The organism is Providencia vermicola (assembly GCF_020381325.1).
Taxonomy (GTDB): Bacteria; Pseudomonadota; Gammaproteobacteria; order Enterobacterales; family Enterobacteriaceae; genus Providencia; species Providencia vermicola.
This window is the reverse complement of sequence record NZ_JAGSPI010000004.1, coordinates 67,597-83,945: the sequence shown is the minus strand read 5'-3', so window position 1 is coordinate 83,945 and position 16,349 is coordinate 67,597. Positions and strand designations below refer to the sequence as shown.

Below are 16,349 nucleotides of genomic sequence, written 5' to 3'. Positions count from 1 at the left end.
GAGATAAATAGAATCAAAACTAATCACCAATAATCATTTTCAATCATAAGTTGTCATTGATGTGATTATTTCTTAATAAGGCGATAGTTATGAATGAAGTGCAAAGACACAATGAAATCTTGTCGTTATTAGAAACGCAGCGGGTGATTAACGTTTCTCATATTACCGAACAGTTTAATGTGTCTCCTGCTACTGCACGTCGTGATATTTCAAAACTTGACGAGCAGGGTAAGTTACGGAAAGTCCGTAATGGTGCAGAACGAATTGAAACGAAAAAGCGTAAGTGGACACCGCTCAATATTAATAGTGCTGATCATTACGAGGAAAAATCAGAAATCGCGATTAAAGCGGCTGAACTTTGCCGACCAGGGGAAAGTGCAGTGATTAACTGTGGTTCGACCGCCTTTATGTTAGGGCAGCAGCTTTGCGGTAAAAACGTACAGATTGTGACCAATTATTTTCCACTGGCCAGTTATTTGATTGATGAAGACCATGAAGACGTCATTTTAATTGGTGGGCAGTATAATAAGGCACAAAACATCTTTTTAAATCCGGCCCTCAATACGCTGATGGGCTACGCAGGTAACTGGATGTTCACGTCAGGGAAGGGGCTAACAGAAGCGGGTTTATATAAAGCTGATATGTTAACCGCTGTGGCAGAGCAACAGATGCTAGATCAAATCGACAAGTTAGTGGTGGTTGTTGACAGTTCCAAAGTGGGGCATCGAACGGGAATGTTATTTTGCCCAGCTAATAAGATTGATGTTCTTATCACGGGAAGAAATGCTAATCCTGAGGTGATTAAAGGAATTCAAGCGCAAGGGACGCGAGTGATACTCGTTTAATCCCATCCACTACCTGATTTATTGAATTTAAACTAATTTGCCTTCATGCCTTAATTATCTCATTAAGGCATCGGGCTCCCGACATCTAAAATTCTGGAAAAAGGTATTATCACTATGAGCAAAGTCAATGAAATTACACGTGAATCTTGGATTTTAAGCACATTTCCTGAGTGGGGAACTTGGTTAAATGAAGAAATTGAAAAAACGGTTGTTGAGCCGAATACATTTTCAATGTGGTGGTTAGGTTGCACAGGTATTTGGTTGAAAAGCGCAGGTAATACGAATATTTCCATTGATTTTTGGTGTGGAACAGGGAAAAAAACGCAAAAAAATCCACTCATGAACAAGCAGCATCAAATGATGCGTATGGGAGGCGTAGAAGCATTACAACCCAACTTACGTACAGCAATTTTCCCTCTTGACCCATTTGCGATTAAAGAAGTCGATGCCATTTTAGCGTCCCATGACCATGCTGATCATATCGATGTGAACGTGGCGGCGGCCGTACTGCAAAACTGCGGTGACCATGTTAAGTTTATTGGCCCACAAGCGTGTGTGGATTTATGGACTAAATGGGGCGTACCTGCTGAGCGTTGTGTGGTGGCGAAAGTGGGGGATGTGCTTGACGTCGGGGATATGAAAATTCGTGTGCTAGACTCCTTCGACCGCACAGCGTTAGTAACGCTACCACAAGGTGTCTCTTCCTATGATAAAGCTATTTTGGATGGTATGGACTCCCGCGCGGTGAATTACTTAATTGAAACCACGGGTGGTTCTATTTATCACTCAGGTGATTCCCACTATTCAAACTATTATGCGGCGCACGGCAACCGTTACAATATCGACGTTGCATTGCTTTCTTACGGCGAAAACCCACGCGGGGTGACAGATAAAATGACCTCTTCGGATATTTTACGTGCTGCAGAGTCATTAGATTGCGAACGCGTTATTCCATTCCACCACGATATTTGGGCTAACTTCCAAAATGACCCGCGGGAAATTGAAGTGCTGTGGAACATGAAAAAAGAGCGCTTACAATACACCTTTGCCCCGTTCTTCTGGCAAGTGGGGGGTAAATATACTTACCCAACGGATAAAGACCGTATGCATTATCAGCATTTCCGTGGCTTTAACGACATCTTTAAAAATGAGCCAGAGCTACCATATAAAGCATTTTTATAGTTATCATTGATAAATTCATTCATAGCAGAGGCGAAAACGCTTCTGCTTTTTTATTTTAAGGCGAAAAAAAACCGCCAATAGAATGTGGCGGTTCAGACTGCTGACAAACCGACTAGGTTTGACGGCAGGTTGGATTGGTTTTGAAAATAAACAAGGAAAATCAATTTATTGATTTTCGGCTGATAACACAAAGCAGGAAAAACCACGCTTTTATCCTGCTTTGTCAACAACCTCAACCGCCAATAGAATGTGGCGGTTTGGTCTTCAATGCAATGTTTGGTTATTCAAGCACAAACATGCCATAAGGGTGAATTTGTAGGTACAGATTTTCCCCGACACTGGGTTGTAATTGGGTCGCATTAATTTGCAGTAACATGGACTGGCCATGCCAATCAACTGTTACTTCATATTGAGGCCCCATATAAGCAACGTGGGTGATCGTACAACGTTGGCTATCATCACCTTGTGTATTTAGGGTAATGGCTTCAGGGCGAACACCCACAGTGACTTGCGTTTGTGTTGAGGTAATTTGCGCAGGACGAGGCAAGCGATAATTAAAGATATCCACAGAATCCGCAGTCAATGTTGCAGGGAAAATATTGGCATCCCCCATAAAGCTCGCCATAAATTTCGATGCGGGCTGGCGGTAGAGCTCTTGTGGTGAGCCCAATTGCATGATTTTCCCTTTGTTCATGACCAGTACCATGTCCGATACCGCGAAGGCCTCACTTTGGTCATGGGTAACGTACAAGGAGGTGATGTTAAATTGCTGTTGTAGCTCACGAATTTTCTCACGCATGCTACGGCGTAAGTTGGCATCCAAGTTACTTAACGGCTCATCAAATAACAGCACTTTTGGCTTGAGGATCAACGCTCGAGCTAAGGCGACACGCTGCTGTTGTCCTCCCGAAATTTGGTCAACAAAGCGGTCGGCAAAGCCTGCTAAATCGACCAGCTCTAATGCCTCATCAACGCGTTTTTTGATCTCAGCTTTCGGTAAGCCTAACATTTTCAAGCCGTAGCCCACGTTATCCCCTAAAGACATATGTGGGAACAAAGCGTAGGACTGGAACACCATACAAATATCACGCTGTTGTATTGAGCGGTCGGTTACATCTTCCCCATCAATAAACATACGGCCTTCGGTCGGTTTTTCGAGCCCTGCGACTAAACGTAAAACAGTGGTTTTTCCACAACCCGATGGCCCTAATAAGGTCACCATGCTGCCTTGGGGGATGGAAAGACTTAAATCATCGATAACCGTGTTGCTACCAAAGCGTTTAGTCACATTTTTTAATTCAACAAAATTATGTTGTGTCATGTCAGTTACTCCCTGATCACTGTGCATTTTTGGCTTTGGAACGTGAAACACGGGCTTCGCCAATCAAATAGTCAAATAAGAAGATAATTGCGAGCATGACCACAATCAAAATGGAGCCATAAGCAATCGCAACGCCATACTCACCATCCTCAACACGGTTAAGAATGTAAGCGGTGGCAACGCGTGTATCAGGGGTAACCAAGAACACAATTGCACTAACAGTGGTAATCGCTCGTACAAAACTGTAAATCAGCGCGGATAAAATCGCAGGGCGCAAGAGCGGCAGCAAGATAAAGAAAATGGTGCGCATGGAGCCTGCTCGTAAGCTTAATGATGCCTCATCTAGCGATTTATCAATTTGCCCCAAGCCTGCGATACCAGCACGGATCCCCACAGGAACGTTACGCATAGTCATCGAAATAATTACGATGGCCGCTGTACCTGTTAAATAGAACGGTGTGTCGTTAAAGGCTAAAATGTATGACACACCCGCAACGGTGCCTGGTACGGCGAAACATAACATAGTGGTAAATTCGATAGTTTTCTTACCACGGAAATCTTGGCGCACGACAATATAGGCAATTAATAGACCCAGAATTGCGGTGATCGGTGCGGCAATTCCTGCATACAGAAGGGTATCGAGTAATGAAGGCCATGCGCCGTCACTCATACCTTGACCGAATAGCTTAATAAAGTTATCTAACGTTAAGGTGTAATCCACACCCCAGTTCACCGTAAAGCTACCGTAGAAAATGCTGCCGTATAACAGAACGTTAAAGGCGACCCAAATTGCTAAGAAAGTCGTTACTGTGGCAATTAAAGACGATGGCAATGGTTGGACGTCACCACGGTAAGATTTACCCGAAACCGTGACGTACGAACGTTTACCAATCCACATATATTGCACACAGAATACCAACAGCGAGAAGACCAACAAGGAAGCGCCCAAGGTACTGGCTGCTTGGTAATCTAACTGTGAACCTGTGATATAGAAGTAAATTTGTGTGGCTAATACGTCAAAGTTACCGCCTAACACTAATGGGTTACTAAAGTCGGCCAGTGACTGAACAATAACAATTAAAAATGCGTTAGCTAATGCAGGTTTCAATAATGGCATAAACACATTAAAGAAGGTTTGGTAACGATTAGCGCGCAGGGTATAAGAGGCTTCTTCCAATGAAGGGTGAATGGTTTTAATCGCACCATCCAAAATCATAAATGACATTGGGGTAAAGGCCAGAACCTGTGCGAGCCAAATCCCCGTAAAGCCATACAGCCAGTTGGTATTTTCTAACCCCATGTAAGTCGCCAAAAATTCAGTAATATAACCTGAGCGGCCCATCATTAAGGTTACGCCAAGACCGACAACAAATGGCGGTGTCACAATCGGTAAGATAGAAAATACGCGGCCAATAATGGCAGAACGTTTCGCAATACGTGTGGTGTAGATAGCTAAAATTAACCCAAAGAAGGTACAGCCAGCTCCTACAGCTAAAGAGAGAAATACCGAGTTAATGATAACCTGAACAATATGGGATTGCGTTAAAATTGCCACAAAAGCGAGTGGCGCGAAATCCCCATTACCATCGGTAAACATGGGGATAAAAATCGCTACACTTGGGAAGACGATAAACAACGTAATCAGTGCGACAACGGTGATAAGCGACCCAATGACGAATTGGTCGCCACCCAGCCACTCAAGGCGGGTTAACGCGTGCGTCATCACCATACCTAAGGCAATAAACAGCACAATGGCGGAATAACCAAGGCCCTTACCATCAAAGTAAGCCGTGACGATCACGACAACGGCAGTGATAGCCGCGACAGCAATATCAAAGTAATGGCGTGTTTTATGGTAACGATCCGCTGGTGTTAACGGGCGAATAAACAGTACAGATGGCAAGAGATACCAAAGCCAACTAATGTTTAGGCTGCTCCAACCATAAGCGGCGAGGATTTCATCTTGTGTTGAGTCAAGTAAGCCATAATCAAGGCTCCAAGACGGTAACAAGGCGAAACCAACCCACGCCAATAGCAGCCAAAAAAAGGTGCTATCTCGCTTTTTAGGTGGTGTCAGAGCTAGGGTTTGAGACATAGATCCCCCTAAGCTCGTCATATTTTGCGCTGTCACGGTGTTGGCTGCGCTCTGTTATCCTAGTCACATACTTGCGTATGCTCCTAGGAATAACGTCACTTGCCGCCTTGTGACAACCCAAACTATTTAGAGCTTAATGATAATAGTTAGAATTTTTATCTAGTTATATTTTGTGCTGTCACTGTGTTGGCTGCGCTCTGTTATCCTAATCACATACTTGTGTATGTTCCTAGGAATAACGTCACTTGCCGTCTTGTGACAACCCAAACTATTTAGAGCTTAATTAAATTAATTTTTATTTTAGTTAAGTAAGTGCTCAGTGCGGCGCGTTCACGCCGCACAGGGTGGTTATTTACTCATTTTGACTTCAGTAACCCACTTGTTGATTAAATTCTTACGGACATCGGCATCACCGTATTTGTCCATATCGTAATTAATCAGGTTCAGGTCGTTCAATTTTAACGAAATTGGGGAAGATTCTGCCGTAGTATTGGTGAGGATTTGGTAAGATTTACCTTCTTTCCAGCTCAGTTCTTGGGCTTCTTTAGATAGCACGAAATCAACGAACAGTTTAGCGTTATCCATGTTACGGGCGTTTTTCAGAATACTGATCCCGCCGATTTCATAGCCAGTACCTTCACATGGTGCGATTAACTCTAATGGCGCACCATTTTCCACTTCTAATGAATAATCATGTAAGAAGCCGATACCAATGGCAGACTCACCACGTGCGGCATTACGTGCTGGGGCAATACCTGATTTCGTGTATTGAGAGATGTTAGAGTTTAATTTTTTCAGGTAATCAAAGGCTTGCTCGTTACCCCACAGTTGGTCAAATGTTGCTAATGCAGTATACGCAGTTCCTGAGCTTTGTGGGTCAGCGATTTGAATTTCACCTTTATACTCAGGCTTGGTTAAATCTTTCCAGCAGGTTGGGATCGGTAAGCCTTTTTCTTTTAAGCGATCTTTATTCACACCAAAGCCTAAGATTCCGATGTAAACCGCAGAGGAATAATTACCTTTGCGTTTTGCTGGGTCTTGGAATTGAGGCATAATTTCAGCGAGTTTTGGTGATTTGTATGGCTCAAGTAAATCCATTTCTCCTGCTTGTGAATGTGGGTCTAATGTACCGCCATACCACACGTCTGCTTGTGGGTTACGTTTTTCAGCTTCGATTTTAGCTAAAGTACTGCCTGAACCGTTACGTACAAAAGTGGTTTTCACATCATATTTTTTAGCGAATGCTTGGGTTTCTGTTTCGCACATCGCGTTGGTTGCACTACAGTAAACCACAAGGCGACCCGCCGCACTTGCAGTGGTCGAAATTGCGGCGAGGGATAAGCCTGCTGCGATTAGAGTAGAGAGAGTTTTCAGTTTCATTTTCAATCCTTTATCAGATTTTAATTATCAGAGGGTGAAACAGATCCTGCCATGTGCTCTCGTTTGCTGACGTTCGCAATCAAAAGCGGCATAAGCAGTAGCCCCATCAAGGCAGCGGCACTGGCTAGTAAGGTAAACATCCCTGACCAACCGTAATGTGCGATGACTTGAGAGAGCGGCCACCCTGCAATTGCAGCCCCTAGATAGGCATACAACCCAAGGTAACCCGTTACCGCGCCCGCTGCTTTTTTATGACAATATTCTGTTGCAGCGAGACCGATTAACATTTGTGGTCCAAAAACAAAAAAGCCGATAGCAAAAAAACACACGGCGAGTAAAGCGTAATGATGAATAGGGGTAAGCCACAAAGCACTGACTGAGATACATAACCCCAATGAGAACAGCAAAATCATTGGTGCCCGCTGCCCGCGAAACAAAATATCAGAGCCCCATCCTGAGCACAGTGCGCCAAGTAGTCCACCTAATTCAAATAACGACAATGTTGCGTTGGCACTAAGTAAATTGGTGCCGTGTTTTTCTGTTAACCAGAGATTTCCCCAGTCGTTTATCGCCATACGAATGAGATAAACTAAAATATAGGAGAAACCTAATAACCAAATCATGCGGTTGAAAACAATCGCGTCTTTTAAAATCACCCACATGGGCATCGGGGGTGATAAACGCTCTTGGCGTAGCTCCAGCACATCTTGGCGCCATTGCCCAACACTGGGTAGTTGCTCTTCTTGTGGTGTTCCCCGTAGCTGGCGACATAACCAAAGCCCAACGACCACACCTATCAACCCAGGCACTATCAATGCCATCTGCCAACTGTATTGCGTTGCTAACAGCGCAGTGAGCAAAGGCAGCAGCATGCCGCCGAGATTGATGGAGATATTCCACAACCCCCACCAGAACCCTCGTTCATTACGTGAGTACCAGTGAGTGAGAATTCGTGCACAAGGTGGCCATCCCCAACCTTGGAAAAATCCGTTTAACGTCCAAACCAACAAAAGGGCAGGGAACGATAAACAATAGGCAAAAATGATATTCAGTAGCCCCGTCATCACAAGACCTGCCCCCATAAACCAGCGGTAGCCTGTGATATCGTGGAAAATACCCGATAAAAACTTGGAAATGCCGTAAGTCAGGTAAAACGCCGTGGCAATCCAGCCAATATCACTTTTGTCGAGCAGCAATTCGCTTTGCATGACAGGCATGACAAAATTGAAGCTTTTTCGCGTCAGATAAAAGGTGGCATAACCCACTATCATGAATAACATCAGTCGGCGGCGCCAAAAGCGATAAGTGCTATCCAAATCCAATGTATGTTGACCTGTCATGATGGTATTTCTCGTGTTTGGCAAAATGTAATCAAGTTTTTAACAAAAGGGATGAGAGAAGGTATTAGAGGACTAGGAATAATTCCTAGTTTTGTGATGTTTTATCTTAAAATGTGGGCAAGTTAACAATTATTTGCGTACCGTTTTGTGTGGTGAGTGTCCAATCTCCCCCTAAAGCCCTAACGCGCTCTTCAATACCGCGTAAACCAAAGCCACTCGTGCGTTTGCTAAAAGGAATGCCCACGCCATTATCATTAACAACAAGCTGGATCGAGTCACCTATTTGTACTAGTGAAATGTGGATTTGTGTGGCTTTTGCGTGTTTGCTGATATTGTTAAGTAATTCCTGAACAAGGCGGTACAACGTAAATAGAACGGTTTCATTGACAGGGGTTTCTTTTAGCGCATAGCGAAAATGGCATTGAATATTATTTTCAGGAAAGGAAAATTCTGCGATTAAATGGGTGAGCGCATTCTCAAGGGACATCTCATCCAATACAGGCGGACGCAATTGGCGCAACAGTTGCCGAGTCGATTGGTGAATTTGCTGAGCAAGCTCATTAATTTGGCTTGCTGCTTGGTGGCTTAAGGAGTCTGGCGCTGTTTTTTTGACTAACATGGATTGAATCTGAATGGCGGTAATATTTTGCCCAATTTCATCATGCAATTCGCGGGCGATGGCTTTTTTGATATCTTCTTCAGTATGAACTAATTGGCGCATCAGATCACGTCGTGCTTTTAGTTCTTGCTCTAAGCGTTGTCGATAACGTTGTAGGTTATTGGCGAGCTGTTTTTGGCGGCTAATGGCGATCCCCAGCCCAATACCAATTAAGGCTTGAGTGCTGAGAAACATTTCCAGTTCTTCTAAGTCTGCAAAAGCACCGTGAAATTGCCGCGCAAAAGTAATAATTAAACTGCCTAATAATGCGGAAAGTACTCCCCCTTGCCAGCCATAGCGGTAAGCCATAAACACATTCGGAATAAACACCAGTAAAACAATCAAACGTTCGATTTCAGGTGCGAAAAAGACTTGGGCACTTAATCCCACTACACAAAATAAAAAACACCAAACAATCAAAGAGGTACGTAGTTGTTTGTCGGGAGTTCCATAATCAAGCAACATTTGGTAGTGCTGCTCATGCAGGTATTCATAGATAAGGTAAACAAATGGGGAGAGTAATATTCCCCCAGTGAATGTCGTTAAAAAGAGCTGGCTAATGGAATAGGAAGATAGCCAGCCAAATAGTAATGCGTGCAGTACACTGTTTGCAGCGACGCCAGCCAGCAATAATAATAAGCGCTGCCAATATAAAGTGTAGCGCCACCAAATATCTTGAATAACAAAAGCCACACCGAGACTTAATAGTGGGGATAGCAGCAAAATCGGTTGGAAAAGCAGTTGCTCCCCAGATAGCCAAAAATTCAAAACACTTTCGCTAAGTAGCAAAGTAGGCCAATAACGCCGCCAGAGAATGATCATTAAGGCAAGGCGCAGCCCTTGCGGTAAAAATAAGGTTGCCTGAAAGCTATTCTCGCTTAAATAAAAACCAATGATCCACAACCCAATCCACAGCAATGAGTAGGTAAAGAGTAGAAAAATAGATTGAAGTGTTAGACGCAGGCTTTTACTCATGCCATTAAGACCTTGAAATAAGATTATGCTCTAGTGCGTAGTGTACGAGGTCAATGGTGTTTTCGCATTGCAATTTACCGAGTACATTAGCGCGATGGACATGCACTGTTTTATGGCTAAGCTCGAGTTGTTCTGCAATTACTTTAACGCTGAGGCCTGCTATGAGTAAATCAAAAATCTCCCGCTCCCGAGGCGTTAATTCTTGCATCCCTTGATGTTGTTGCGGTGAATGGCGTAGGGCTCGCATGGCGTCTGCGCATAAATAGCAGCCCCCTTGGTGGACTGAGCGCACTGCTTGTACCAGCTCTTCAGGCCCGCAGCGTTTGGTTAAATAAGCACTGGCCCCTGCGTCTAAGGCACTTTGTACAAAAGCAGGGGTATCGTAAATACTGAGAATAATGGTTTTGAAGTCTGGTTTTTTTTGACGAAGTCGTGATAATAATTGCAAACCATTTTCATCTGGCATGGAGATATCCATAATCGCGACATCAATCTCTAAATTAAGAAGATTTGGCAATGCTTCTTGGGCGCTAGCATATTGCCCGACAACGGAAATATCGGGTTCTAGGGTCAGCAATTGTGCGAAACCAGAGCGCACAACGACGTGGTCATCAACTAAGGCGATTTTTATCATGTTGTTATATTCTGTGATGAGTAGGGTATTGAGAAATCTTATATCAAGATGAGAAAGGATAAGCTAGGAAGAAGGTTGAAAATTCTGATGTGTATCAGAAATGTCGGTGGTTTTTATTCAATGGATAGAATGCCTACCTATCACTAGTGCCCTAAGGTCGGCATTCATTGGTTTAATCAAATTATACAGGTAGAGCTTCAAGAATATGAATATGAGAATGGGTATCGATTATTCTGTTAAGTTTAAGATCCGCATTGCTTAATAATGTCTCAAACTCACTGATAGTATGTTCGCCACCTTCGGGTGAAAGGCTTAAACAAATTAAGTCTATATCGTTACCAATATTTACTTTGTTATCATCAGCGACGATGCAATCAATGAGCAAGAGTTTTGATGTTGCTTTCATCGCACGACGAATGGTTTTTAAAATATTAATTACACTGTCTTCTGGCCAGTCATGAGTAATGTATTTGAGTAAATAAATATCAGCTTCAGGGCATTTTTCGAAGAATGAACCAGGGTAGGTGGTCCAGCGCGAATCGTCACCGAGTAGAGGTAATATTGTTTGTTTTAATACATGAGGCTGATCAAATAGAATGCCTTTAGTGGTGGGGTTTCTTTTTAATACCTCAAGAAGTAATGCTCCTAAGCCTCCTGCAATATCTGCAATCACAATATTTTCTGGGAATTGATATGCACTAATAACGTATTCATTTTCAATGCGTGACATAGATGACATGCCAACATCAAAGTTGTCAGGTAAGTGAACATTTTGCTGCCAGTATTCAAAGAATGTCCCCCCAAACATATTTTTAAATACAGGTTTGCCAAGGATAATTTCATCAAGATTATGTATAGGCATCCAGAAAGTCTTATCTGTTAGCATGAGTATCGCTTGACGTAATGAATAAGGATGGTCAGGAAGTAAAAACTCAGCTTCGGGGGTTAAGGCAAAGTGCAAATCATCCTGTATTTTAAAAATACCTTGAGTTGTTAATATACGTAGTGTTTTATGGATAACCTTTGGCTTGCCATTAATAATTTCTGCTAACTCTTGTGACGTTTTAGGCCCATCTTTTAAATATTCTGCAATGTTTAATTTGACTGCTGCCCGTAATGCTGCTTGAAACATGTAACCCGTCACTTTTTCAATGACTCGGACGGCAATGTCAATATTTTCTGCTTTGTTTGAAGTTTCTGAAGTAGGATTCATACAATCTCCAATTATTAATTTCAAAGTGAGAACATGCATCGATTATCAATATTAAGTATTGTTTAAATTGGTTAAAGTGTACAGGTAAATAGTTAGTGAATTTTTTTATTTGAATTTAATTAATTAACGCAATGTATTATTTGAGTTTTTATGTTTTTTTTGGTGTAATTATCAAGATTGGGGTGGGAACTGTTTTTTTTTGGAAATATAAACATTGTTAATTATTTCATGGTGGAAAGATAAGATAAGCAGCGTAGAGTTAGTGTTTTTTCCTCGTTGTCTAAAATTAGCGACAACACCCTATATGCACTGTCGCCAAAAGGAGACATTTATCTATATGATAAATAAGGTTTTTATAAGTTGAGCTTTTGAGTGTCTTAAATTAGCGACAAACTTAAGGTTCGGATAAACCGTTTCAGCGTATTAAGAAAGAGTCAAAAGAAGTAATAAATTTAATTTGCTTATTTTTTAATGGGTTAGGTATTAACTTGAAAAGTTGGCATGAGTTGTGCATAATAATATGCAGTTGCTCATTCAATTTATTATGTCGGTCCATAAATAGTTGGGAACATACCACATAAAGCCAGAATGACGCCAAAGTAAGGTGCCTACCGTCCAACAGCACAGATACTCGCCTTCGGGCCTTATCAAACACAGGGCGACACGTGGAGTGAGGCACCACCTATATGATTATCTTTAATGTAAAGACATAATCCTATAAAAGCAGTAAATCATCGCTGGCGGAGTTAAGGTCGATCCTTATCTCCGCCTTCCTACGCCTGTCATACTTTGAACCACAGCGTTGTTACCTGTGCCTAACTGCAATCCGAATTATTTAGGGAATATTAATAAATACTCTAAAATAAAATATTCACTGTTAGGGCATACCCCACTGAAAATACTCATTTTTATTTAATAAACTGGCACGCAGATTGCAGTCATTCGGTCATAGTTAGTCTGATTTTTATGCTATGACACTCAGAACCCTAATTCACCTTTTCGTGAGAGAGAGAGTTCTGTTACCATTGAAATACGTTTAATGGGTATGAGATGAATGTATTGAGCAAATGGCGTTTTTTCCCGCGTTCCTTGCGGCAACTAGTTGTGATGGCATTTTGGCTCGTCTTGCTGCCTTTATTGGTCTTAGCATATCAGGCGTATCAAAGTTTAGAACAACTGAGTAACCAAGCCGCAAATATCAATAAAACCACCTTATTAGATGCAAGGCGCAGTGAGGTGATGAGTAGCCTCGCATTGGAAATGGAGCGTAGCTATCGGCAATATTGCGTATTACAAGACGCAGCTTTGCAAACCCAATACCAAAAACAATTTGCCGATTATGAACAAATGTTTGAACGGCAAAAAACCATTTTGCCTCAAACATCTGACACCTCAAAGCTCACGGCAACATTAGCACAACTTAAAATAGTGACATGTGAAAATAATGAACCCACCGCGAAAGTCACTCAAGCCTTAGAGCAATTTTCAGCAGAGAATGCCGCTCTTGTACAGGAAACTCGCGATGTGATTTTTAGCCGCGGAGAACAGTTGCAAAAAGCAATTGCAAATAAAGGGCAACTATTCGGTTGGCAAAGTTTGATCTTGTTCTTGCTCAGCGCATTATTAGTGACTTTATTTACTCGAATGATTATTGGTCCAGTGAAAGTTATCGAGCGAATGATCAATCGCCTTGGTACAGGTCGAACTCTAGCCAGTAACATTGAACGTTTTAAAGGGCCAAGAGAACTTCGTACAATCGCTCAGCGTATTATTTGGCTAAGTGAGCGCTTGGCTTGGCTTGAGTCTCAGCGCCATGAGTTTTTACGCCATATTTCCCATGAGTTAAAAACACCACTCGCCAGTATGCGAGAAGGCACGGAATTACTTGCTGATGAAGTCGCAGGGCCATTAACCGACTCTCAAAGGGAGGTTGTTGAAATTCTTGATCATAGCAGTAAGCATCTTCAGCAACTTATTGAGCAGTTACTCGATTATAATCGTAAATTGGTTGATGACCCACCAGAAGCGCAATTAGTTGACCTAAATAAATTGATTGAAGATATTGTTAATGCACATAATTTACCGGCTAGAGCCAAAAATATAAAAACGGAAGTCCGTTTAAAAGTCGAAAGCTGTTTAGCGGAACCCACTTTGCTTGGGCGAGTTATTGATAATATCTACTCCAATGCGGTGCACTATGGTGGCGAATCAGGTAATATTTGGATCACGAGTCGTCAAACAGGCAACAAACTGCTGATTGAAGTTGCAAATACAGGTACGCCAATTCCCGAATCTGAGCAAAGCATGATTTTTGAGCCTTTTTTCCAAGGGTCCTTGCAAAGAAAAGGTGCGGTTAAAGGGAGTGGGTTGGGGTTAAGTATTGCACAAGATTGTATAAAACAAATGGGCGGAGAACTCTCACTAGTCCCATATAAATCAGCAGATGTCTGTTTTAGAATTGAACTGCCTCTAACAGCAGAGAATGAATAATGGTCAATCGGTCTACAGATTTTTTAGCGGTGCTTTATCGTAAAGCTCTGCCAAATAAACTTAATCAGATAAACCCATTCGTGATGAGACGAACAGGGGTTAGCTTTGGGGCGGTATTCTTTACCCTTATCCTAAACGGGTGTGTAGTAAAAAATGGTCAATCACCACTGGAAACGCTGGCACAAGTGGTTGTGCCTGAAGTGAAAGTGACTGATTATCGTTATGCATCATGCGACACGATTTGGGAAAATGATCAGCCTGCTGCTCGTGAAAATGCGCTATTTTGGTTGCGTATGATGGACTGTGCAGATCGCACAGAAACTTCACAAGCGCGTGAAAATGCAAGCAAAATAGAGGTTACAGATTGGTCAAATGCATTTCAACAAAATATACTGTTAAATTCAGCTGACCCAACGATTGCCGAGCGGCGAAAAATGCTCGACAGCATTAATACATATAGTCTCAGTTTTCCCACTGCGGTACGCCCTTTATTACAGTTATGGCGTGAGCAACAAGTGCAAATTATTAACCTTTCGGATGCAGGGGCACGTTATAAACGCCTACAGCAAGAAATGGATACTAAGCTTGATCGCTTAAAAGAAGACAACGCTAAGTTGGCTTTTGAACTGAACACAACATCGCGTAAACTCGAAAACTTAACGGACATTGAGCGCCAACTTTCCTCACGGAAAAAAAGCACTAATGAAACGGAAAAAGAAGTCGAAAGCGTTGTTGAAGGCGAGAAAGAAACCTCATCTGACGCAGCAAAACCCGCTGAGCCTCCTGTAGAACAACCTTCATCGGAGAACGCGAAATAATGACAAACCGTAAGTCGGCAAGTTTACTGCTCGTTGATGACGACCCTAGTTTACTTAAATTACTTGGGATGCGGTTAAGTAGCGAAGGGTTTAAAGTAACCACCGCGGAAAGTGGCCCTGAAGCACTTAAAATCTTACAGAAAGAAAAGTTAGATTTGGTGATAAGTGACTTACGCATGGATGAGATGGATGGAATGGCGCTGTTTGATGAAATTCAAAAAGCGCATCCTAATATGCCAGTTATCATCTTAACGGCACATGGTTCAATCCCTGATGCCGTTGCTGCGACACAACGTGGCGTGTTCAGCTTTTTAACGAAACCTGTTGATAAAGACGCTTTATATAAAGCTATTGATGAAGCACTCGCTTTATCTTCTTCACCGATGAGTGATGAAGAGTGGAGCTCGGGGATAGTCACCCGCAGCCCTTTAATGATACGTCTTCTTGAACAAGCCCATATGGTGGCACAATCAGACGTTAGCGTACTGATCAACGGCCAAAGTGGAACGGGTAAAGAAGTGTTAGCGCAGGCCATTCACAAAGCAAGTCCGCGCGCCCGTAAACCCTTTATTGCTATCAATTGCGGCGCATTGCCAGAACAACTTTTAGAATCTGAACTATTTGGTCATGCAAAAGGTGCCTTTACGGGGGCGGTGAGTAACCGCGAGGGGCTGTTTTTTGCCGCAAGTGGTGGCACTCTGTTTCTTGATGAAATTGGCGATATGCCAATGCCCTTACAGGTAAAATTATTGCGGGTGTTACAAGAACGCAAAGTTCGCCCATTAGGAAGCAATCGCGACTTAGACATCGATGTGCGTATTTTATCTGCAACACACCGTAATTTACCTAAAGCGATGGAAAAAAACGAGTTTCGTGAAGATCTTTATTATCGCCTGAATGTGGTTAATTTACGTATTCCTGCGCTAAATGAACGTGCAGAAGATATTCCATTATTAGCAAATCATTTATTGAGAGAATCTGCGTCTCGGCATAAGCCCTTTGTTCGCAGTTTTTCAAGTGATGCGATGAAATGCCTGATGACAGCAACTTGGCCAGGCAATGTACGCCAATTGGTTAACGTGATTGAACAATGTGTAGCGTTAACAACATCTCCTGTTATTAGTGAAGCCCTTGTCAGCCAAGCGTTACAAGGTGAAAATACTGCCTTGCCAACCTTTGTGGAAGCACGTAATCAATTTGAATTAAATTATTTACGCAAGTTATTACAGATGACGAAAGGTAATGTTACTCAAGCGGCACGCATGGCTGGGCGAAATCGCACAGAATTTTATAAATTACTTGGCCGCCACGATTTGGAAGCTAATGACTTTAAAGAATAATTAACTATTATTCACCTATATAATCCACGTGGACAAGATAAACTGTATTCACGCTTCG

At 42.4% G+C, this 16,349-nt stretch carries 12 protein-coding genes; 5 read left to right on the top strand and 7 right to left on the bottom strand.

The genetic code is table 11. The features are described from left to right. The first annotated feature begins 89 nt into the window (after positions 1-89). Positions 90-845 (top strand): HTH-type transcriptional regulator UlaR, encoded by a 756-nt coding sequence (ulaR, locus tag KDJ85_RS07025; protein ID WP_047756519.1) that lies wholly within the window; start codon positions 90-92, stop codon positions 843-845. Positions 846-959: 114 nt separating this feature from the next. Next, entirely contained in the window at positions 960-2,027 is a 1,068-nt protein-coding gene (ulaG, locus tag KDJ85_RS07020) for an L-ascorbate 6-phosphate lactonase (RefSeq protein ID WP_225819037.1), read from the top strand. A 280-nt stretch (positions 2,028-2,307) separates the two neighbouring features. On the opposite strand, the gene fbpC is transcribed toward ulaG, so the two are convergent. From fbpC to KDJ85_RS06985, 7 genes are all read right to left on the bottom strand, one after another. Then, complete coding sequence (gene fbpC / locus KDJ85_RS07015) at positions 2,308-3,348, bottom strand: ferric ABC transporter ATP-binding protein (RefSeq protein ID WP_225819036.1); 1,041 nt, start codon at positions 3,346-3,348, stop codon at positions 2,308-2,310. A gap of 16 nt (positions 3,349-3,364) precedes the next feature. Next, positions 3,365-5,443 carry an ABC transporter permease gene (locus tag KDJ85_RS07010; RefSeq protein WP_225819035.1) on the bottom strand — a complete coding sequence of 693 codons (2,079 nt, stop codon included), beginning with the start codon at positions 5,441-5,443 and terminating at the stop codon, positions 3,365-3,367. 348 nt (positions 5,444-5,791) lie between these two features. Continuing rightward, complete coding sequence (locus tag KDJ85_RS07005; RefSeq protein ID WP_206082490.1) at positions 5,792-6,823, bottom strand: ABC transporter substrate-binding protein; 1,032 nt, start codon at positions 6,821-6,823, stop codon at positions 5,792-5,794. Between the two features lie 20 nt (positions 6,824-6,843). Next, on the bottom strand, positions 6,844-8,163 hold the full coding sequence (uhpC, locus tag KDJ85_RS07000) for an MFS transporter family glucose-6-phosphate receptor UhpC (protein ID WP_225819034.1): 1,320 nt from the start codon (positions 8,161-8,163) through the stop codon (positions 6,844-6,846). Positions 8,164-8,269: 106 nt separating this feature from the next. Next, on the bottom strand, positions 8,270-9,796 hold the full coding sequence (locus tag KDJ85_RS06995) for an MASE1 domain-containing sensor histidine kinase (RefSeq protein ID WP_225819033.1): 1,527 nt from the start codon (positions 9,794-9,796) through the stop codon (positions 8,270-8,272). Between the two features lie 4 nt (positions 9,797-9,800). Then, complete coding sequence (locus KDJ85_RS06990) at positions 9,801-10,430, bottom strand: response regulator transcription factor (protein ID WP_225819032.1); 630 nt, start codon at positions 10,428-10,430, stop codon at positions 9,801-9,803. A gap of 181 nt (positions 10,431-10,611) precedes the next feature. Beyond that, the gene (locus tag KDJ85_RS06985) at positions 10,612-11,643 is read right to left on the bottom strand and encodes a methyltransferase (protein WP_225819031.1); all 1,032 of its coding nucleotides are present in this window, start codon (positions 11,641-11,643) and stop codon (positions 10,612-10,614) included. Positions 11,644-12,693: 1,050 nt separating this feature from the next. On the opposite strand from KDJ85_RS06985, the gene KDJ85_RS06980 reads away from it, so the two are divergent. The 3 genes from KDJ85_RS06980 to glrR are packed head-to-tail and all read left to right on the top strand — an operon-like array spanning position 12,694 to position 16,291. Then, positions 12,694-14,133, top strand: a complete 1,440-nt coding sequence (locus tag KDJ85_RS06980) for a sensor histidine kinase (protein WP_225819030.1) — start codon at positions 12,694-12,696, stop codon at positions 14,131-14,133. Further along, positions 14,133-14,951 carry a two-component system QseEF-associated lipoprotein QseG gene (gene qseG / locus KDJ85_RS06975; RefSeq protein WP_225819029.1) on the top strand — a complete coding sequence of 273 codons (819 nt, stop codon included), beginning with the start codon at positions 14,133-14,135 and terminating at the stop codon, positions 14,949-14,951. The genes KDJ85_RS06980 and qseG overlap by 1 nt, the downstream gene beginning before the upstream one ends. Beyond that, entirely contained in the window at positions 14,951-16,291 is a 1,341-nt protein-coding gene (gene glrR / locus KDJ85_RS06970; RefSeq protein WP_206082483.1) for a two-component system response regulator GlrR, read from the top strand. The genes qseG and glrR overlap by 1 nt, the downstream gene beginning before the upstream one ends. Positions 16,292-16,349: the final 58 nt, after the last annotated feature.